This is a genomic window from Haladaptatus sp. R4, assembly GCF_001625445.1.
Classification (GTDB): domain Archaea; phylum Halobacteriota; class Halobacteria; order Halobacteriales; family Haladaptataceae; genus Haladaptatus.
Genome location: NZ_LWHG01000004.1, coordinates 26,147 through 45,403 on the forward strand (window position 1 = coordinate 26,147; position 19,257 = coordinate 45,403).

14 protein-coding genes and 3 pseudogenes are annotated in these 19,257 nt (G+C 62.3%); 3 read left to right on the forward strand and 14 right to left on the reverse strand.

Going from position 1 to position 19,257, the window contains the following annotated elements; all coding sequences use genetic code 11:
* Positions 1-4: 4 nt before the first annotated feature.
* The 9 genes and pseudogenes from A4G99_RS02005 to A4G99_RS02035 all read right to left on the reverse strand — a co-directional run bounded on the left by A4G99_RS02005 (position 5) and on the right by A4G99_RS02035 (position 10,407).
* Positions 5-949, reverse strand: a complete 945-nt coding sequence (locus tag A4G99_RS02005) for a glutamate-cysteine ligase family protein (protein ID WP_190303663.1) — start codon at positions 947-949, stop codon at positions 5-7.
* Between the two features lie 242 nt (positions 950-1,191).
* A pseudogene (locus tag A4G99_RS02010) lies at positions 1,192-3,021 on the reverse strand (SLC13 family permease).
* Positions 3,022-3,323: 302 nt separating this feature from the next.
* Positions 3,324-4,433 carry a cation diffusion facilitator family transporter gene (locus tag A4G99_RS02015; RefSeq protein ID WP_066138826.1) on the reverse strand — a complete coding sequence of 370 codons (1,110 nt, stop codon included), beginning with the start codon at positions 4,431-4,433 and terminating at the stop codon, positions 3,324-3,326.
* 139 nt (positions 4,434-4,572) lie between these two features.
* Complete coding sequence (locus tag A4G99_RS26595) at positions 4,573-5,673, reverse strand: TaqI-like C-terminal specificity domain-containing protein (RefSeq protein ID WP_223301590.1); 1,101 nt, start codon at positions 5,671-5,673, stop codon at positions 4,573-4,575.
* Positions 5,670-6,074 (reverse strand): Eco57I restriction-modification methylase domain-containing protein, encoded by a 405-nt coding sequence (locus A4G99_RS26600; RefSeq protein ID WP_223301591.1) that lies wholly within the window; start codon positions 6,072-6,074, stop codon positions 5,670-5,672. The genes A4G99_RS26595 and A4G99_RS26600 overlap by 4 nt, the downstream gene beginning before the upstream one ends.
* Positions 6,075-6,094: 20 nt before the next feature.
* On the reverse strand, positions 6,095-6,859 hold the full coding sequence (locus A4G99_RS26605; protein WP_223301592.1) for an N-6 DNA methylase: 765 nt from the start codon (positions 6,857-6,859) through the stop codon (positions 6,095-6,097).
* Positions 6,860-6,975: 116 nt separating this feature from the next.
* Positions 6,976-7,248: a hypothetical protein gene (locus tag A4G99_RS02025; RefSeq protein WP_066138829.1), complete on the reverse strand. Its 273-nt coding sequence runs from the start codon at positions 7,246-7,248 to the stop codon at positions 6,976-6,978.
* Complete coding sequence (locus A4G99_RS02030; protein WP_066138832.1) at positions 7,245-7,616, reverse strand: helix-turn-helix domain-containing protein; 372 nt, start codon at positions 7,614-7,616, stop codon at positions 7,245-7,247. Before A4G99_RS02030 ends, A4G99_RS02025 begins: the two co-directional genes overlap by 4 nt.
* A 55-nt stretch (positions 7,617-7,671) precedes the next feature.
* Entirely contained in the window at positions 7,672-10,407 is a 2,736-nt protein-coding gene (locus A4G99_RS02035) for a heavy metal translocating P-type ATPase (RefSeq protein WP_223301593.1), read from the reverse strand.
* 207 nt (positions 10,408-10,614) lie between these two features.
* Between A4G99_RS02035 and A4G99_RS26610 the strand changes: the two genes are divergently transcribed.
* From A4G99_RS26610 to A4G99_RS02050, 3 genes are all read left to right on the forward strand, one after another.
* Complete coding sequence (locus A4G99_RS26610; protein WP_066138835.1) at positions 10,615-11,439, forward strand: hypothetical protein; 825 nt, start codon at positions 10,615-10,617, stop codon at positions 11,437-11,439.
* 59 nt (positions 11,440-11,498) lie between these two features.
* On the forward strand, positions 11,499-11,852 hold the full coding sequence (locus A4G99_RS26615) for a hypothetical protein (protein ID WP_066138839.1): 354 nt from the start codon (positions 11,499-11,501) through the stop codon (positions 11,850-11,852).
* 82 nt (positions 11,853-11,934) lie between these two features.
* Positions 11,935-12,411 (forward strand): acyl-CoA thioesterase, encoded by a 477-nt coding sequence (locus A4G99_RS02050; RefSeq protein ID WP_066138964.1) that lies wholly within the window; start codon positions 11,935-11,937, stop codon positions 12,409-12,411.
* Between the two features lie 9 nt (positions 12,412-12,420).
* On the opposite strand, the gene A4G99_RS02055 is transcribed toward A4G99_RS02050, so the two are convergent.
* The 5 genes and pseudogenes from A4G99_RS02055 to A4G99_RS02075 all read right to left on the reverse strand — a co-directional run bounded on the left by A4G99_RS02055 (position 12,421) and on the right by A4G99_RS02075 (position 19,054).
* Complete coding sequence (locus tag A4G99_RS02055) at positions 12,421-13,413, reverse strand: ribonucleotide-diphosphate reductase subunit beta (RefSeq protein ID WP_066138842.1); 993 nt, start codon at positions 13,411-13,413, stop codon at positions 12,421-12,423.
* A 31-nt stretch (positions 13,414-13,444) separates the two neighbouring features.
* Positions 13,445-15,892 (reverse strand): ribonucleoside-diphosphate reductase subunit alpha, encoded by a 2,448-nt coding sequence (locus A4G99_RS02060; RefSeq protein ID WP_066138845.1) that lies wholly within the window; start codon positions 15,890-15,892, stop codon positions 13,445-13,447.
* A 16-nt stretch (positions 15,893-15,908) separates the two neighbouring features.
* Positions 15,909-16,393 (reverse strand): annotated as a pseudogene (nrdR, locus tag A4G99_RS02065) (transcriptional regulator NrdR).
* A gap of 239 nt (positions 16,394-16,632) precedes the next feature.
* Positions 16,633-18,394 (reverse strand): annotated as a pseudogene (locus tag A4G99_RS02070) (Rieske (2Fe-2S) protein).
* Positions 18,395-18,457: 63 nt separating this feature from the next.
* The gene (locus tag A4G99_RS02075; protein ID WP_066138848.1) at positions 18,458-19,054 is read right to left on the reverse strand and encodes an AsnC family transcriptional regulator; all 597 of its coding nucleotides are present in this window, start codon (positions 19,052-19,054) and stop codon (positions 18,458-18,460) included.
* Positions 19,055-19,257: the final 203 nt, after the last annotated feature.

A 19,257-nucleotide genomic window follows, 5' to 3' on the forward strand; every position in this document is an offset into this window, starting at 1 on the left:
CGGTTCAGTTTTCGCCCATCAATCCGTCGATGTCCTCGCGGAGGGCGTCGGCGTACTCACGACGGAGGCGAAGCGATTCTTCGTGTGGAAGCGTCCATCCTCCTTCCATCCGTTCCGAGATGGGGTGATAGCGCGTCACGTCGAACCCCATCGTGGTCAGGTAATCCTGCACGCGTAGCGACCCGATTCCCTCGCTGATGGCCGCCGTGCTGAGACCCCGAAGCTCCGGGAACGGTGGGATTCCGATCTGCTCCGTCCGGATTCCGGTTTCCCCCACGACCACGTCCTTGTAGTCCGCCTGATGCATGAGTTCCGTCACTTCACCCACGAGGCGGATTATCTCGCTCGGCAGGGCGGTGTCCGGGGCGCGCCACTCGACCGTCGGGGAGCGGTGGCGAAGTCGAACCGGCGTCAGCACGGCATCCTCGCGGTCGAAATGTTCGTTGAACGTTTCGGGATCGATGCCGCGTTCCCGCGCGATGAGTTTGAGGATGTAGTACTGCTCGTCGATTCGGGCTTCCCACTGCTCCTCGTTTTCGACGTAGTCCCAGAGGTCGCGGTAGCGGGCGAACGTCGAGTGAGATTCGTAGCGATACACCGCCGCGCGGGACGAACAGGCCAGTTTGCTCCCGTTGTAGTACGGCGAGGAACAGACCAGCGCCAGCGCGGGGTCGAGCGCCGTCAGCAGGTTCAACTGTCGAACGACGTTTCCCTTATCGAAGTGGACGTGCGTCCCCGCACAGTTCATCGCGTACTCCACGTCGTCGGCGTATATCCGCCCCAGCAGTTGCCCGCGTTCGCTCGTAATGTCGAGCGATTCCCGGGCAAGCGGCGTTCCGAGCGGGACGAGCGCGAGACCTTGCTCGTCGGCTTTATCACGGACGGCCTGTAGCACCGTCCCGAACTCGTGGCGCAGTTCCTCCGTGCTCGAAACGGGCGGCGTCTGCACCTCGATCAGCGGTGCGACGAACTCCGGGACGACCGTAGTCGCTCACCTCGGTGAGATCTCCTGTGTCTGTTGCTAATTCGCCTGATTCCTCTATGACCCAGTATTCGGCTTCCAATCCTAGTTTCATCTATCCATCCCCCCGGTCGGTGACGGATGTCTCTCCGCAACAGAACTCGAACGTCACCGAACGATGGTTATAGTACGCCCTTCGCGGTCTAATAAGTTACGCGAATTATTTCAGTTCAGAGTCCCCAGAACGCCACGATTCCCCCGACCGTGACGACCGACAGGAGCAACTGAAGCGGCGCGCCGATACGGAAGTAGTCCGTGAACTTGTAGCCGCCCGGGCCGTACACGAACAGGTTCGTCTGGTAGCCGACCGGACCGAGGAAACTCGTCGAGGCGGCGAAGGTCACCGCGAGGACGAACGCGAACGGGTTCGCGCCGATGCGGGTCGCCGCTTCGACGCCACGGGAATCATCAGGACGACGCTGGCGTTGTTGCTGATGACCTCGGTAATGAGGCCGGTGGCGATGTAGAATATCCAGAGCACGACGATGATCGGGACGTAGTTCGCACTGGCGGCGACGAGACCCCCGAGCAGTTCCGCGCCGCCGGAGTTCTCCAGCGCGATTCCCAGCGGGATGACACCGGCGAGCAGGAAGATGACGTTCCACTCGACCGTTTCGTACAACTCGCTCGCCTTCAGGACGCCGGTCGCGACCATCGCCACCACGCCCGCGAGCGCCGTGACGAGGATGGGGTACACGCCGAGTGCGGCGAGCGCGACGACGCCGACGACGATGGCGAGTGCGACTGGAATCTTTCCCGTGCGGTAGTCGGGGTCGCTCACCTGATGGGCGACGATGAAGTCCCGGTTCGCTGCGAGTCGGTCGATGCTGTCGGCCGACGCCTGCACGAGGAGCGTGTCGCCGACGCGAATCCTCACGTCCTCGGGACGCTCGTGGATGAGTTCACCGCGACTCCGGAACGCGAGGACCGCGGCGTTGTACCGCTCCCGGAACGTCGAACTCGACAGCGTGTCGCCGACGAGTTCGGATCCGGAGGGAATCACGACTTCCACGAGCGTCTGCTCCGTACCGGGGTCGATTTCGGCCTCCGTCGGTGTCCCGACGAGCGTCAGGTGTTCGAGCGTCGTGAGCGTTTCCAGCGTTTGCTTATCGATCCTGAGCGTGAGGTGATCGCCCGCCCGGATCGTCTTCTGGCCGATGGGTTCGATGAACGTCTCGTCGCCGCGGACGAGTTGGATGATTTCGGCGTCGAAGGCGGCCTCGTCGATGCGTCTCGACGGTCTCCCCGACGAACGGCGACCCTTCAGCGACTTCGACTTCCGTGAGATAGTCACCCATCTCGTACTCCTCGATGTAGTCCTCCTCGGGCGGGACGCGTTCAGGCAGGAGTCGGTGACCGACGAACAGCAGGTAGAGGCCGCCGGTGACGAGGACGACGAATCCGAGTCCGGTGAACTCGAACATGCTGAATGTGTGGAGTTCTGGGTTGCCGGTCCTCGCCGCGAGACGCCCCGCCACGTTGCTGGCGAGGATGTTGGTCGAGGTGCCGATGAGCGTGAGCATCCCGCCGAGCATCGAGGCGTAGGAGAGCGGAATGAGCAGTTTCGACGGCGAGGTCTTCCCCTCGTGTGCGAGGTCGGTGATGACCGGAACCAAAATCGCCACGACGGGCGTGTTGTTCACGAACCCGGACGCCGGTCCGGCGACGCTGATGGTGGCGAACAGTTGTTTTCTGAGATCGGTGCCCGCGAAATCAGCGAGCCGACTACCCAGCAACTGGACGACGCCGGTTCGACTGACGCCAGCGCTCAGGATGAGCATCGCCAGCACCGTGATGGTCGCCTCGTTGGAGAATCCGGAAATCCCCTCCGTCGTGCTGATTCCCGTCCACGGTTCGAGCACCATGAGCGTCACCATCACCAGAATCGCGGTCACGTCGACCGGGAGCAGTTCGGTCGCAAACAGCACCAACGCGAGGATAACCACCGCGAACACGACCAACATATCCGGTGTCACGCCCGCCAACCCGGTCTGCATCATACCGTCGTATACGGATTTCCGTGTAAAAAAGGTTGCTGATAACTTATGGGAAACCATTCTGTAGCTCCCAAAAATATTTCTGTACCATCTCCGTTGTTTGTCACATGGCGTTTTCAGTGCTCTCCACGCTCGGTCTAGCCATTGCCGCGTTCGTGGTGTTCACCGTCGTTGGCGGGATTCTCTGAACTTCGCGTTGGCGACGCCACCGGCGGTCGGTAGAACGCATCGAAAAACACTCCCGCTCGATTTTTCGTTTCGGAACCGCCCGCTCTCCGCCCCATTCCCCAATTCAGACCGCGTTCTCAGACCGCGTGACCTGTTTCGCCCGCCGGATAGCAGTCGAAGTCGGCCGTTTCGCAGTCGCCGCTCTCGGACTCGACTTGGATGGTCGCGTGGCCGATATCGTGGCGTTCGTTGAGGGCGTGACGCGCGGTATCGAGAACCGCGTCGCGGTCGGCGTCGTCCGCGACGACGACGTGTGCGCTACAGGCGAGACTGCGGTTGGTGAGCGCCCAGACGTGCACGTCGTGCACGTCGAGTGCGCCGTCGAGACCGCGGAGCGTCTCGGAGATGTCGTCCACGTCCACGCTGGACGGCGTCCCCTGCAGGAGGATGTTGACGCTCTCGATGAGAAGGTCCTTCGCGGAGTAGAGCACCAGCGCGGCGATGACGAGGCTGAAGATGGGATCGAGGATGTAGGCGTCGGAGACGAGGAGTCCGATACCGAGGGCGACGGCGGCGAGGCTTCCGGCCGCGTCGGTCAGCAGGTGCAGGTAGACGCCTTCGACGTTGAGGCTGTCGCGGCCGCCGTGGAGGACGTACGCACCGGCGAGGTTGGCGAAGAGGCCGACGATACCAACGGCGATGGTCGGCAGTGGCTTGACTGCTTGCGGGTCCTGGAACCGCATGATCGCCTCGTAGGCGACGTAGATGACGATGGCGACGAGGAAGATGCCGTTCGCCAGCGCTGCGAGGATCTCGGCGCGCTGGTAGCCGTAGGTCCGCTTGGAGTCGGCGTCGAGGGTCGCGATCCACGCGGCGAACAGCGCGAGGACGATGCTCCCCGAGTCCGTGAGCATGTGCCCGGCGTCCGCGAACAGCGTCAGCGAATTGGCGTACAGCGCGCCAGCGATTTCCACCACGAAGAACGCGGTGTTGATGACGAGCGCGATTTTCAGCGCCTTCCGTCGTCCCCCCGAACTGCTCCCGTGTGCGTGAGCGTGGCCGTGTCCATGCCCGTGACCGTGCTCGTGTCCGTTTTCGTCACCCTCCTCGTCGCTCTCGTGACCACCGTGGCCATGATCGTGGTCGTGGCCACTATCGTGGCTATGTCCGTCATCCTCGTGGTCGTGGCTGTGACCGTGGTCCTCCCGCCCATGGTCGTGCCCGTGACCGTGCGAGTGATCGCTCATGTACAAGCGGAGTCACCTCTCAAATATTAATGCCCCTGTCATCAAACGGGGTTTGAATGGTTGTCTCTAGTAATTATGCGATCTTCAGTTAATAATTCTTTGCGGAACAAACGGGGAAACGTCAGCGTGTATCGGCGACTCAGTCCACGAGCCGCTCGATTAGCGCGATTTCGTCGTTCGAGAGCCCGTACGCCCGTGTGACGAGACGGTCTATTTCCGCGTCCGTTCGTTCGACTTTCGCGTCCAGTTGCGCCGCCGACCGACACGCCTCCACGAACGCCGTTGCCACGTCGAGCGACGGCAGTCGAGCGGCTTCGAGTCGGTCGAGGGGCGAAATGGTCTTCATCGCTTCCTCGGTAAACGCCTCGCTTTCCACGAATTGCGGGACGTACCACTTGAGGACGTCGCGCCACTCGTTGCGCTCGAATCCGCCCTCGTTCGAACCGTCGAAGGCGAGTGCTCGGATCGGTTCGGTCTCCGCGAACCCCCACGAATCGGTTTCACACTCCTCGGCGGGACGGTAGCGCGCCGTGGCCGAGAACACGAGCTCGCCTCCCTCGTCTTCGACCGACACCGACCCGAGGCGAAGTCGTTCCCGCGTTTCCGTCGTCTCGGTGAGTATGGACCCGCCATCGATCCGCCGAACGAAGTTTCCGAGTCGCGGACCGTCGGGCGATTTGGGCAGTCGCGTCTCCATCTCCGCCCGTGTCTCCGTGAGCTCTTCCAATCGCTCCGCCAACTCGACCAGTTCGTCGCGCTCCCCCTCCCCGGTGGGTATCGGAAGCTGCGTCGTGAACATCGGTTTGAACCTGAGATAGCCCCCACTGACGTGAGTACCGCCGTACACCTGCTGGAACCAGCACGTGGAGACGGCGGAGTTGATGACCGAAAGGAGGTACCGAAGCGGGAGTTCGGGACGGGAATCGGCCGATTGGTCGGCGCGTGGGCGAACGCTGTAGAGCGTGTTGAGCGCGTACATCCCGCCCTCGTCGTAGGTCGCAACGGGACGTTCGCTGATGTCCCGCAGCAGTAGCTTTTCGGATTCGAAGACGGAACGGTCGCGCAGCGCCCCGTACTCCCCGTCGCCGATGAGCGACGGATCGAACCGAATCCAATCCCCGTCCCACTCCAATCCGTACCGCGACACGTCCCCGCCGCCGACGAGTCGCTCGCAGTCCGAACCCGGTTCGTCCACGACGAGTTTCTCGCGGACGTTTCCGGTGTGGATGCCCTCGGTCATCGTGACGTACGTTCCGAGCTTTTCGAACTTTCGACAGAGTCGCTCCGCGAGCGACGCGAATTCGGGTCGATACCGACCGGAATCACGCGCCCACCGAGGCAGTCCACGAACGACCGAGAGAGGGTTGCTTGCGGTGATTCACCCGGTGTTACGTTTGCATCGGCCTGCCGAACCGAAATCGTCTCGGTCGGTCCCGAACCGACGTCGAACGTGAGCACCAGCGGGTAGACGCTCGCATCGGCGAACACCGACGCGTTCGAGACGTCGAGCAGTTCCACGATTCGATACCGGTCGAGCAGGTGGTCACGAAGCGTGCGCCCGTATCGCGCCGTCGTCCACTTGTTCGGGACGATACAGGACACCCGTTCGCCGAGTTCCGCCATGCGTTCGACGAACGCCACGTAGAGGTCGAACGCGCCGGTTACGGTAACAAAGCGCTCCCGAAGGTCGGCTTTCCTCCCCGAGGAAACGTGGCGACTTCAACGTACGGTGGATTTCCCACGACGGCGTCGAACGTTCGACCCTCGAACCATTCGGGGTCGGCGGCGAGCGCATCGCCGACCCGTAAGGTTTCGTCCGGCCAGACGCCCGTCTCGAACCAGACGGCGGTTCGGGCGAGTTCGACCGCCAACGGATCCACGTCCACCCCGAAGATGCGATTCTCGGCGACGAACCGCCGCGCTTGCGCTCGCGGTTCGTCACGCCCTCGTGCCAACCGATCGATGGCACAGGTGAGGAAGTTCCCGCTCCCCATCGCCGGGTCGATGAGTCGGGCGTCCTCCGCCCCGTCGAGTGCCTGTGAAACCGTGTACTCGACCACGGCGTCCGGCGTGTAGTACGCACCGACGGTGGCCCGTCGTGTCGCGTCCCCGGCGAGCCGAATTCCACCACCGGTGAGTTCGGGTTCGTAGTCGAGCGACCGTTCGTACAGGCCGCTCACCTGCCGAAACGACAGCGAGTCGAACGCCAGCGACCCGATGGTCTCGTCGAGACGTTCGCTCGCCCCCGCCGACAGGGTTTCGAACCGTGCTCGCTCCGTTCGGAGTTCGTCGCCGGTTGCGAACGGCGGTCGGTCGACCCCTCGTGCGTCCGAAAATTCGTCCACGAGACGGCCGAACACGCCGACGAGGGCCGCGTCGAACGCCGACCGTAGACTCGTCGCTGTCGCTTCGGAATCAGTAATCAAGTCATCTGTGGCGAGTTCGAGCGCCTGCCAGGACGGTTTCGTCCGGGAGTTCGGGGACGGATGGTTCGCTCCTGCGCGGAGCCATTAGTTTCACAACTCCCCGCAGTAGGATAAGTCTATTCCGCGTACAGTGAGTACGCTATCGAAGCGAACCCGAGCACGGTCAGCGTGCTTTCGATGACGAGCGCGAAGTCCTGATTGACGCTGAACGCTTGGTCAGCTACGCCCGCGGCGAAGGCTCCGAGAGTGACGACACCGAACCCGATTGCGAGCGACCTGAGCGCTGGCAGTTCGGTTCGACGGTACGCTTTGAACGCGAAAAACGTGATTATACCGCCGAGCAGGAGCGTGAGCGTTTTGAGGGTGATGATGAGTATCGTGAGGTTCATGTTTCCTTCCGTATCTCCGTCCACAGCCGTTCGAGGCGTTCGTCGGTGGTCTTCGGCGGTCGGTCGATGGTGACTTGAAAGCCGCCGTCCTCGGTTATGGAGATGTTCACCGACTCGACAGTGATCCGGTAGCGAGACGTGTGATGGCCGTCCTCTCGAATCTCGGTCTCTTCGGCCACGAGTGCGGCTTCGCTCAGCAGGTCGAGCTTTCGGTAGAGGGTCGAAAGCGGGATATCCGTGGCGTCGGCGACCTCTCGTGCCGTCATCGGTTCACGTAGTTCCATGATTATCCGTCGACATGCGGGGTCATCGAGGGCGTCGAGAACGTCCTGTAAATCGGGCGTATCGTCTGCCAAATCCCGCACCATTCAATCGAACCTTTCGTTGCTCGGCACATAATTCGTTCGACTGCTGAAACGGTTCTCAGCTGTTGAGAATCATCGAAAATCGACGGACGATACCGCGACGAACACCACCCTTTCCGCTGTTCAGCGCAGGAAGCCCAGGAATCGATAGTCGTGATCCGGAACGTACCGCCGGAACGATAAGCTGTTCGTCAGAACGCTCACGCTGGAGAACGGCCATCGCCCCCGCCGCGAGCGCGGGTTGCAGGAGGCCGAGCGAGGCCAACGGGATCATCGCGGTGTTGTAGCCGAGCGCCCAGAAGAGGTTCTGCTTGATCTTCGACAGGGTGCCAGCCGAGATTCGAATCGCCTTCACCACGTCGCGCGGGTCGTCGCGCATCAGCGTCACGTCGGCCGCCTCGATGGCCACGTCCGTACCGCTTCCGATGGCGGTGCCGACGAACGCCGCCGCGAGCGCCGGGGCGTCGTTCACGCCGTCCCCGACCATCATCGCGTTCCGGCCGCCGTTCGCCGTCCTCGACGACGTCGGCCTTTTCGTCGGGGAGCACTTCGGCGCGAACGTTCGCGGGGTCGTCCCCAGAACGGCTCCGCCGTTCTGGTGTGCCAACCGAGCTTTGCTCGAGACGATGCCGACCTGCTCGGCGACGGCGCGGGCGGTCCGCTCGTTGTCCCCGGTGAGCATGTGCACGTCCAACCCGCGCTCCCGGAGGTCGGAGACGGCTTCCTTCGCGCTCTCTTTCACCTCGTCGGCGTTGGCGACGACGCCGACGAGCGAGTCGTCAACCGCGACCAACATCGCCGTTTTCCCCTCGCGTTCGAGTTGCTCCATCGCCTCTTCGGCCGGTTCGACCTCGATTCCGGCGTCGCGCAGGAGTTTCCGGTTGCCGACGAGGACGTTTCCGTGACTCGTCTCGGCGCGAATCCCGTGACCGGGAACGTTCTCGAACGAACTCGGGTCTTCGAGTTCGACGTCGCGTTCCTCCGCACCCGCCACGATGGCCTGTGCGAGCGGGTGCTCGCTTCCTCGCTCCGCGCTAGCCGCGGCGGAGAGGACGAACGCCTCGGTCCTCGATTCGGCGGCACTCCCCGCCGAATCGGCTACCTGTGCTCCGCCGTCGGCCATCGTCGTCCCGTCCCCGTCTTCGCTCGGAATCGCCACCACGTCGGTTAGCCGCATCTCTCCTTTCGTCAGCGTCCCCGTCTTGTCGAAGATGACCGTATCGACGTCCTTCACGCGCTCCAGCACGTCGCCGCCCTTGAACAGGACGCCGGTGCGCGCGCCGATGGCGGTCCCGACCATCGTGGCCGTCGGGGTCGCCAGACCGAGCGCACACGGACAGGCGATGAGCACCGCGCTGGCGAAGACGACGACGGCGAACTCGAAGGTCGTGACGCCGCCGGTCGCGCCAGTGGCACCGGCCACGTTCGGACCGCCAGCGACCAGTCCCCAGAGCGGCAGGGCGTTCACGAACCCGGCCAGCGTTTCGGGGAAGAGGAACCAGAGGACGCCCCAGACCAGCGCGTTCGTGATGACCGCCGGGACGAAGTACGCGCTGATGCGGTCGGCGAGGTTCTGGATTTCCGGTTGTCGGGCCTGTGCCTCCTTCACCATGCCGACGATTTGTTGCAGTGCGGTCTCCTCGCCGACCTTCGTCGCGCGAACCGTCAGCACGCCGTTTTCGTTGATGGTCGCGCCGATGACCTCGTCGCCTTCGGTCTTCTCCACCGGGACGGACTCGCCCGTCACCATCGACTCGTCGGCGGCGCTTTCGCCCTCCACGACCACGCCGTCGGTCGGGATTTTCTCGCCGGGGCGCACGCGCAGGAGGTCACCCTCCTCGACTTCTTCGAGGGGGATTTCGTTCTCCTCGCCATCGTTCCCAATGACCGTCGCCGTATCGGCTTCCAGTTCGAGCAGTTCGCGGAGCGCGTCGCTCGCTTGGCCTTTCGACCGGGCTTCGAGCCAGTTACCGAGCGTGATGAACACGAGGATGAGCACCGCGCTGTCGAAGTAGGTTCCGCCCGGGATGAGCGACAGCATCACCGCGACGCTGTAGACGTATGCCGTGGTCGAACCCAGTGCGATGAGCACGTCCATGTTCGCCGTCCGGTTCTTCACGAGCGCCTTGTAGGCGTTGCCGTAGAACTCCTTGCCCAGCCAAATCTGGACGGGCGTGGCGAAGACGAACTGCACCACTGCGACGTCGATTCCGAAGAGCGTCTCCCCGATCAGATCCGGGAAGAACAGGTGCTCGAACATGAAGAAGACGAGCGGTATCGCGAAGACGACTCCGAAAATCAGCAGACGGGATTGCTTTCGAATCTCGTCGTGGCGGGCGGCCTGTCGGGCGTCCTCCGCTTCTTCCTCCGCGCCGTCCTCCCGAACCGGGTCGTAGCCCGCGTCCTCCACGGCGTCGTAGAGGTCCGAGAGGCTCACTTGCGCGGGGTTGTACTCGACGCTCGCCTCGTCGGTGGCGTAGTTGACGTCGGCGTTCACCACGCCGGGCACCGATTCGAGGGCCGTCTCGTTCGTCTCCGCGCAGTTCGAACAGGACATCCCCGTGATGCCGATGGTCGCGCTCGCGCGAACTGGGTCGTATCCGGCGCCCTCGATGGCCGCGTAGATGTCCGCCAGCGAGACGACCTCGGGGTCGTACTCGACGGTTCCCTCGTCCGTGGCGAAGTTGACGTTCGCCTCCCGGACGCCGTCGAGCGCGTTCAACGCCTCGCTGACCGTCCCTGAACAGTTCGCGCAACTCATCCCTCTGATTTCGAGTTGCGTTTTTTCCATCATCGTGGCTCTTGTTCATTCATACGGGACCCGGGTTCATTCACGTTGCCGTTTAGAAACTGCGATTTGTTGGATCAGAATCCTTCGATAGTAATGTCGAATCGAGGTTGGACGCTGCCACCGAAACTCTATTCGGGAATATCCTTTCTTGCTGTCCCCGTATCGGCTGTTCCGTACCTTTTTATATCATATCGATTCTATTTTCCCTCGATGCGTCGTGCCCTCCTCGCATTCGTACTCGTCCTCTCGCTCGTCACGGCCGGGTGTAACGCGTTCACTTCGTCGGAGCCGAATCCCGCACCGAAAACGACGACGGAACTCTCCGGCCAACTCGTTCCCGGTCTGTCGGCGAGCGGGTTCACCGACCGGGAGAAACTGACCGCCGCTCATGATGAGATTCTTCGGGAGGATTCGTACACTGCTCGATATCGGGTCACCGAAAGGGCCAGCAACGGGAGCGTACTCGGTTACTTTCGCACACGCTACCGATCCGGTACGAACCGTGACCACTTCACCTATCACACCGTCCAGAACGGAACGCTGCTCGACGTAAACTCGTCGAAATACGTGGCTTCCGTGTGGTCGAACGGTAGTCTGTCGTTGCTCGCTCAAACGGTCGACGAGACGACGAATTACCGACGGATAGGCAATACGGCTGCACGAGAAGGGCGAACCACGAACCGTGACCGACTGTACGTTCTCACCTCCGTGCTGAACGTGACGCGGATCGAGCGGACGAATGACTCGGGAACCCCGATGTATCGAGTCGTCGCAAACGACCTCGTCCATCCATCGCTTCTCACAAACTTCGACACCGTCCACAACGCCTCGCTCGTGGCGGTCATCGATACGTGGGGCGTCGTCCACCACTACCGATTCGAGGTATCCGGGACGAACGACGGCAAGGCGGTTTACCGAACCGAGACGTTCGACGTTTCGGACGTCGGGGCGACGGAAATCCGCCGACCGCCGTGGTACGCGGCCGCGATGAACGCCACGTCACGTCGTGGCAATTCGACGGCCCGATCATCCTAGTCCCCGCCGACCTCGTTCGCGTCGGTTGATCGACTCGCATCGAACGACGCGCCTCCCGAATGACGCGGCCGCCGAGGAAACAGAGGAGAACGCCGATGGCCGCGTCGCCCCACCGGGGAACCGGCCCGGTGGTTGCGACGAGGAACGGACGTGTCACCTGCCACAACCCGAGCAAGGCGAGGAGTATTCCCGCCGCGATGCTGATTCGTTTTTCTCGCCAGATACAGATCATCCCGTACAAAGCGAGAATCAGCACGGCCGTGCCGACGATGATGTCGTTCCAGAAGTTCGGCGCGAGCATTTCTCCGTACACCGCGAACGGCGCGACGAGCAACCAAGCGCCGAGCGGTGCCCCCGCGATGATGGTCTTGTCTCCCCACATCCGTCCATCCGCACGATGTGGGGGTGAATAAGTGAGACGGCCGTGAAAGCAAATAAACTTTCAATAACGCAAGTACAGATGATTTATCTGTGGGCGTCGTGTACGTCCGCTCGATGAACGAAACGGAGACCCTCTCGGAATCCCACACGGTCATGAGCGAAATCCTGATGCCGAACGATACGAACAACCTCGGGCGGGCGCTCGGCGGGTCGGTGCTCCACTGGATGGACATCTGCGCCGCGATTTCGTCCCGCCGATTCTCGCGGCGGCAGGTCGTGACGGCGTCGATGGATCACGTCGATTTTTTGGGTCCTATCGATCTCGGCGACATCGTGACCGTGGAGGGGTACGTGTTCGAAACGGGGAAGACGAGCATGGACGTCGTCGTCACGGTCCGCGCCGAACGGCCCAGTCGGAACGAGAAGCGAGACACCGCGACGTCGTTTTTCACCATGGTCGCGCTCGACGAGGACGAGCGACCGGCGTCGGTCCCGGACCTCGACTGCCCGACCGACGACCAGAAAACCCTGCGCGACGACGCGCTTCGTCGCCGCGAAAAGCGTCGTACGTCGATCAGCGCATCCCAATAAGAACGACCGTTACCAGTCGAGCGACCCGCCGCTCTGATACTCGGTGACCTGCGTCTCGAAGAAGTTCTTCTCCTTGTTCAGGTCCACCTGCTCGGACATCCACGGGAACGGGTTGTCGGTGCCGTACTGCTCCGGGAGGTCCAACTGTCCGAGTCTGCGGTCGGCGACGTGTTCGACGTACTCGGCGAACTGTTCCGCGCTCATGCCGAGGATTTCGTCGGGGCACGCCTCGTAGGCGTAGATCTTCTCCAACTCGACGGCCTCGGTGATGAGCTCGGTCACCTCGTCGCCGAACTCGTCGGTCCACACGCCCGGGTTCTCGGTCCGAATCTCGTTGATGAGGTCCACGCCGAAGCCGACGTGAAGCGACTCGTCGCGCATGATGTACTCGAACTGCTGGCCGATGCCGACCATCTTGTTCTGGCGTTTCAGCCCGAGCATCATGGCGAACCCGGCGTAGAAGAAGACGCCTTCCATGATGACATAGAAGCCGACCAGGTCGCGCAGGAATTCGCGGACGTCGTCTTCGGTGTCGATGGTGAAATCCGGGCGGTTGATGGCCCGCGTCAGGTTCACCACGAACTCGTCTTTCTCCTCGATGGAGGGAACCCGCTCGTACATCCCGTACAGGTAGTCCGGGTCGAAGCCGAGCGAGTCACAGCAGTAGATGAACGTGTCCGTGTGAATCGCCTCCTCGTAGGCTTGTCGGAGGAGATACTGACGACACTCGGGCGCGGTCACGTACTCGTACAGCGCGAGGACGATGTTGTTCGCGGTGAGCGATTCGGCCGTCGAGAAGAAGCCGAGGTTCCACTCCACGAGTTGGCGCTCGGCATCCGAGAGGGCGCTTCCGTTCCACTGGGAGATGTCGTCCTGCATGGGAATCTCCTCGGGAACCCAGTTGTTGTTGACGCCCGCTTGGTAGTAGTCGCGGGCCCAGTCGTAGTCCAGCGGGAGTATCCTGTTCGGGTCGTGTTCGGCGTCGTTGTTGATGAGTGGCATGGATGGGTTGAAATGGTGATCGTGTGATCGATTACTGACAGGCGTCGCACGTCGGGTCTTCGACGGTACAGAGGTCCTTCCCGTCCGCTTCGTCCGCCGGTCGTCCGCCGTCGGTCTCGGCCTCGTCGGCTCCGAACTCGTCCCGGTGCTGGCTCTTACCGTACTCGGCCATGTCGAGCGTCGACTTTTCGATTCCCGACGCGCCGAGCGTCCGCAGGTAGTAGGTCGTCTTCAGGCCCAACCGCCACGCAGTCTTGTACACGTCGTCGAGGAGCGTACCGTCCGTGGACGGGAAGAAGACGTTGTGCGAGACCGATTGGTCGATCCACGTCTGCCGGTGGGCGGTCAGTTCCAGTTGGTGGCGCGGATCGATCTCGAACGCCCCGCGATACAGTTCCTTCAGGTCGTTCGGAACGGCGTCTATCTCCTGAATCGAACCGTCGTGATACTTGATTCGGTCCACCATCTCTTCGTCCCACTCGTCGATTTCTTGTAGGTCGTCAACGAGGTGGTCGTTGATGACGGTGAACTCGCCGGACATGTTCGATTTCACGTAGAGGTTTGAGTACTGCGGTTCGATGGACGGCGTGGTTCCGTTGATGGTCGAAACCGTGGCCGTCGGCGCGATGGCCATCGTGTTCGAGTTGCGCATCCCGTGCTCCTCGACGTGTTCGCGGACGACGTACCAGTCGAGGGTCTCCTCGCGGTCGGTCGGAATCTCCCTCCCTCGTTCCGCTTCGAGCGAATCGACGGTGTCCTGCGGGAGCAGGCCGCGATCCCACTTCGAACCGTCGTAGGACGGATAGGGTTCTCGCTCGGCGGCGAGTTTCGAGGAGTTCAGGATGGCGTGGTAGGAAACGAACTCCTGCCAGCGGTTCGCGGCCTCGATACCCTCTTCGGAGTCCATCGGGATTCCGAGTTCCATCAGCGCGTCGTGGAATCCCATCGTTCCGAGTCCGACCGGCCGGTGTCGCATGTTCGACTCCTCGGCCTCGTCGGTGGGGTAGAAACAGAGGTCAACGACGTTGTCCAACATCCGCATGGCGGTTTCGATGGTGTCCGCGAGGTGGTCGCGATCGAGTTCATTTCCTTCGACGTGCGTAACGAAGTTCACGCTGCCGAGGTTGCAGACGGCGTGTTCGTCCTCGCTCGTGTTCAGCGTGATTTCGGTGCAGAGGTTCGAGGAGTGAACCGTCCCGACGTGGTCCTGCGGCGAGCGGACGTTACACGGGTCCTTGAACGTCAACCACGGGTGGCCCGTCTCGAACAGGCGCGTGAGGGTTTTGCGCCACAGTTCCTTGGCATCGATGCGCTCGTACTGACGGAACTCGCCCTCGTCCGCCATCGCTTCGTACTCGCGATATTTCTCCTCGAAGGCGGCACCGGACAGGTCGTGGAGGTCCGGCACCTCGTCGGGGCTGAACAGCGTCCATTCCTCCCCCTGTTCGACGCGCTTCATGAACAGGTCCGGAATCCACGCCGCCGTGTTCATGTCCGGCGTGCGTCGGCGTTCGTCGCCCGTGTTCCGTTTCAGGTCGATGAAGGCGGGGAAGTCCAGATGCCAGCAGGCGAGGTACCCACAGGCCGCCCCGCGCCGCTTCCCGGAGCGGTTTATCACCGCCGTCACGTCGTTGCTGATGCGGAGGAACGGCACGACGCCGGTGGATTCCACGCCCGTCGATTCGATGAGCGCGCCGCCCGCGCGGAGGTTGGTCCAGTCGTTGCCGAGGCCGCCGCTCCACTTCGAAAGCTGTGCGTGGCCTTTGTACGACTCGAAGATGTGTTCGAGGTCGTCCGAGACCGTCGTCAGGTAACACGACGACAGTTGCGGGTGGGTCGTCCCGCTGTGGAACAGCGTCGGTGTCGAGGGGGTGAACTCCAGTTTCGAGAGGACGTCGTAGAACTCCTCGGCCCGGCGCTGCGGTTCGTCCTCTTCGACAGCCAATCCCATCGCGACGCGCATCCAGAACGCCTGCGGCAGTTCGAGGTGCTCGCCGTTCTCCTCGGTTTTGAGGAAGTACCGCTGAATCAGCGTGTCCATCGCCATGTGCTCGAACCGCTCGTCTCGGCTCAGTTCGAGGTAGTCGGCCAGCGATTCGAGGTCGAAGGTTTCGGTTAGTCGCGGGTCGAGACGGCCGATTTCGACGCCGTGTTCGAGGTTGTCGACGAACGTCGAGCGGTACTCCTTGTCCAGTTCGTACCCTTCCAAATCCTCGCCGATAACCTCGCGGTAGTACCGCTGGCGCGCCGCGGCCGCGGCGATTCTCTTGAACGTCGGGTCGCGTTCGACGCGCGCGGAGAGCGCGTCGACGACGGCTCGATACAGTTCGTCGGTGCTCGCGCCGTCGTAGGAGTTCCGCTCGATTTCGGTGACGATGTCGTCCCAGTCGTCCGCCGAAAGTATCGTTTCGTGGCCCGTTCGTGCTCGGTCCAGAATCGACCGAGCGTCCGTCGTCGTCGCTGTTGATTGGTGGCTCATAAATCGTTAACTCGTTTTACTTGTCGGTCGGATGAGGAGGGTCGTCGTCCAGTTCCGCGTCGAGAACCGCGTCGAGTTCGCGGAGGAACTCCTCCGGTTCGGAGAACGCCTTGTACACGGAGACGAACCGGATGTACGCGACTTGGTCCAGTTCGCGCAGGCGCTCGGAGACGAGGTCACCGACGAGGCTGGACGAGACGATGCGCGTGTCCCGGTTCTGGAGGTCGGACTCCACTTCCTCGACCAGACTCGTCACGGATTCCTCGCTCACGTGGCGTTTTTCGACGGCTCGGTCGATCCCCGCACGGAGCTTCCGGCGGTTGTACGACTCGATGTTCCCGTCGCGTTTCTTCACCTGGAGGGAGTCCCATTCCGGACGCTCGTACGTCGTGAATCGAAACGAGCACCGTTGGCATCGCGCCGCCGTCGTACCGACGTTCCGTCGGCGCTCGTGGTGTCGATGACTCGCGTCCGTTCGTTCCCGCAATCCGGGCAGTTCATGGTTGTCACTCCTTGTACCTCCTGTTGCTTAAACCCACATATGGGGTCTCGCTTCTTCCAACCGCTATATGTGGTGTCCAGTCACTACGGCATAAACGTTTCCCAATCGAGTTTCAGTAATACAAATTTACTTGATTTGTGTCTGGCACGGCACTGCGTACTCCGATGGACGGCCTTTCCACTACGAGTCCAAACCGACCAAAAAACGGTCCACCCGCCCGCTCGTAGTTACCGTCCGCTCAGTCCATCTCGTGGATATTCTCGCCTCGGTTGAGCCGTTCCGCGATTTGGAACGTCTGTTCGCCCGCCCGCCGCGTCGGCGTGTGCGCCGAGAGGTAGCGAGCGGTTCCGATGAGGTGAATCCGCGCTCTTTCTTCGCTCTCCTCGATTCCTTCGCCCGCGAGCGTGTCGTACTGATCGAACGCCGCCTCGACGTTCTGCCGGGTGTGGAACCCGACGTCCTCGCGCAGGAGCGCCTCGCCGAGTTTCCGTTTCAGCAGGTCCGTGTCTCCCTCGGCTTCGAGATACTCCGCTGTCAGCCTTCCCGCTCTGTCCACTTCCGCGTTGGACTCCACCTCGAAGGTCTCCATCAGTTCGTCCAGCACGGCGTCGGGCGAGCGGTTTCCGTCCGGTTCCGGAAGTCGCGTCGGCGGCGTGTTGAGGAACCTGTCGAGGTAGACGCTCATCGCCGCGTCGAGACGCCGCGATAGGCCTCGGGCGCGTCCGTCCGCCCCGCGAGTCCGTACACCGCGTTCGCGTAGGTGTAGGTGTGGTGGACGGTGTTCCAGTCGCGGAACTCGTTCGACGTTCCGAACTGGGCGACGCGTCGCGCGGCGGCGAACGTCACGACTTGGGCGAGTTCCGCCGCCGTCGCGCCGTCCTCGATTGCGCCCGTGACCGCGTCCATGATGGCGTGCGGGTCCTCGCCGAGGAGAGTTTCGACGAAGTCGTCCGGTTCCGTCCACGTTTCTCCCTCCCCCGTTTCGAGCAACTCCGGCAGTTCGTCGGCGGCGTCGAAACACAATTCCGCCACGTCGATGGGTTGCCGCCACGAGGAGTTCTCTTCCGCCCGGTTCGCCGACGCGAGCCCCGGAACGAGGCTGGGGAGCACGTCGTCCGCGTGCTCCCACCCGACGTGGTCCAGCGTCTGGAACGCCTTGTTGATGAAATCCAGTCGGTGACCGGTGCCGAGGTAGAGGTGGTCGGTGACGGCGCGACGAGCATCCCCGCGATTTTCGACTCGTCCAGTCCTTCGCCGATTGCGGCTCTGAGTACGCGTTCCGCCCCGTCCGAGTCCCGCACCTCGATGTTGTCGCGGAACCACTCGGTCAGGCGCCCCGCGGACACGTCCTCCGTCGAGAGCGACTCCTGGACGAAGAACGGCGGTTCGCCCGAACACTCGTCGGCGACTTCGGTCAGTCCGACGTAGAGCGCTCGCCGACGGTCCTCCGCCCGCACGTCGTCCAACAGGTTCGCCATCACGCCGAGCGTCGTCAACCCTCGTCCCCATCCGGCCTGTCGATAGTGGGTGCCGAACTCCGCCCCGAGTTCCACCGGGACGGTGGACGGGACGCCTTCGGACTCCAACCCGATGACGGCTTTGGCGACCACGAGGTCGATGTTCTCCTGCAATCCGTGTTCGAGACGGTTGCGCCAGTGCTCCTCGGGTGGTTCCGTCCGCGGCGGGTTCGGTTGGACGTACACCTCGCCGTCCCGAATCTCGACGGGGTAGGTCTGCACGTCGTCGGCGAACGGATCGAAGGTATCCCCGCAGGACATCTCGAATCGCGCGTGATGCCAGTGGCAGGTCAGGACGCCGTCGTCCACCGATCCTTTCGTCAGTGGGAAACCCATGTGCGGGCAGCGGTTATCTATCGCGTAGAACTCGTCCTCGTGGAAAAATAGCCCGATGGAGTGGCCGTTCGCCTGTACGATCTGCGGGGTGTCCTCTCGGAGTTCGTCCGCGTCAGCGACTCGGACGAACGAACCTTTCGTTGCCATGGTTGGTATATTGTCACATGGAATCAAAACCCTTCCCTGAAACGGATTTATGTAACCGTCCCGTCAGTCAGCCACGCCTTCCTGCAGGCGCTCGTACCGCTCGGCGAACTGGGATTTACACGACGAACAGCAGAAGTGATACAGTTCGTCCTCGATGCGCGTCGATTCACCCTCGTTCGTGACGGTGTTGCCACATTCCACGCAGTCGGGGGCGAACTCGATGGTTCCCGGTTGCGGGTTCCACTCCTCGTCCACGAGCAACTGGACGTCGTAATCGCGGACGGCGTCACCTTCGATGGCGTCCGAGAGCAGCGTTTCGACCGCCCGTTCGTGGAGGTTCGCCTTACAAACGACGTGCGAGTCGGCGGTGACGAAGATGTGTTCGACCCCGTCGAACGACCCGAGCGATTCCTTGATTGCATCGACGTGACCCGGTTTGGCGTTGATCGTGACGAGCAGCGCGAGTCCGTCGATGAGGATTCCCTGATCCAAATCCGCGGTGAACCGGCGGATGATTCCGATCTCTTGGAGGCGGTCGACCCGGTCGGAGACCGTCGGCGGGGAGAGATCGACCGTGTCGGCGATTTCGTTGTAAGGGCGGCGTGCGTCCTCTACGAGCAACCGGATGATTTCCCGGTCAGTGTCGTCGAGTTGTCGCATTGTGCTGTTCTTCGTGTTATAGGTGGAAAACAGTTTTTGTCATCACGCATCTCTGCCGGTGACTTCGAATATATATTCGGGTGAATACAAAATTTCACTTGTTTAAAAAATGAATTATCTGTTCCATCTGGAACTCCTCCGGTATCCATCCGACGTCAGTTCGGCACCGGACGGAAACGGTGGTTCTCTCCCCCTTACCTCGT

Coding starts and splice junctions, on each gene's coding strand:
- A4G99_RS26595 (WP_223301590.1), bottom strand. CDS start 5,673: ATGACCGAGGGCATCCACACCGGAAACGTCCGCGAGAAACTCGTCGTG.
- A4G99_RS26610 (WP_066138835.1), top strand. CDS start 10,615: ATGCGTCGTGCCCTCCTCGCATTCGTACTCGTCCTCTCGCTCGTCACG.
- A4G99_RS02050 (WP_066138964.1), top strand. CDS start 11,935: ATGAACGAAACGGAGACCCTCTCGGAATCCCACACGGTCATGAGCGAA.
- A4G99_RS02060 (WP_066138845.1), bottom strand. CDS start 15,892: ATGAGCCACCAATCAACAGCGACGACGACGGACGCTCGGTCGATTCTG.
- A4G99_RS02030 (WP_066138832.1), bottom strand. CDS start 7,616: ATGGTGCGGGATTTGGCAGACGATACGCCCGATTTACAGGACGTTCTC.
- A4G99_RS26615 (WP_066138839.1), top strand. CDS start 11,499: ATGACGCGGCCGCCGAGGAAACAGAGGAGAACGCCGATGGCCGCGTCG.
- A4G99_RS02055 (WP_066138842.1), bottom strand. CDS start 13,413: ATGCCACTCATCAACAACGACGCCGAACACGACCCGAACAGGATACTC.
- A4G99_RS02015 (WP_066138826.1), bottom strand. CDS start 4,433: ATGAGCGATCACTCGCACGGTCACGGGCACGACCATGGGCGGGAGGAC.
- A4G99_RS02025 (WP_066138829.1), bottom strand. CDS start 7,248: ATGAACCTCACGATACTCATCATCACCCTCAAAACGCTCACGCTCCTG.
- A4G99_RS02075 (WP_066138848.1), bottom strand. CDS start 19,054: ATGCGACAACTCGACGACACTGACCGGGAAATCATCCGGTTGCTCGTA.
- A4G99_RS02035 (WP_223301593.1), bottom strand. CDS start 10,407: ATGATGGAAAAAACGCAACTCGAAATCAGAGGGATGAGTTGCGCGAAC.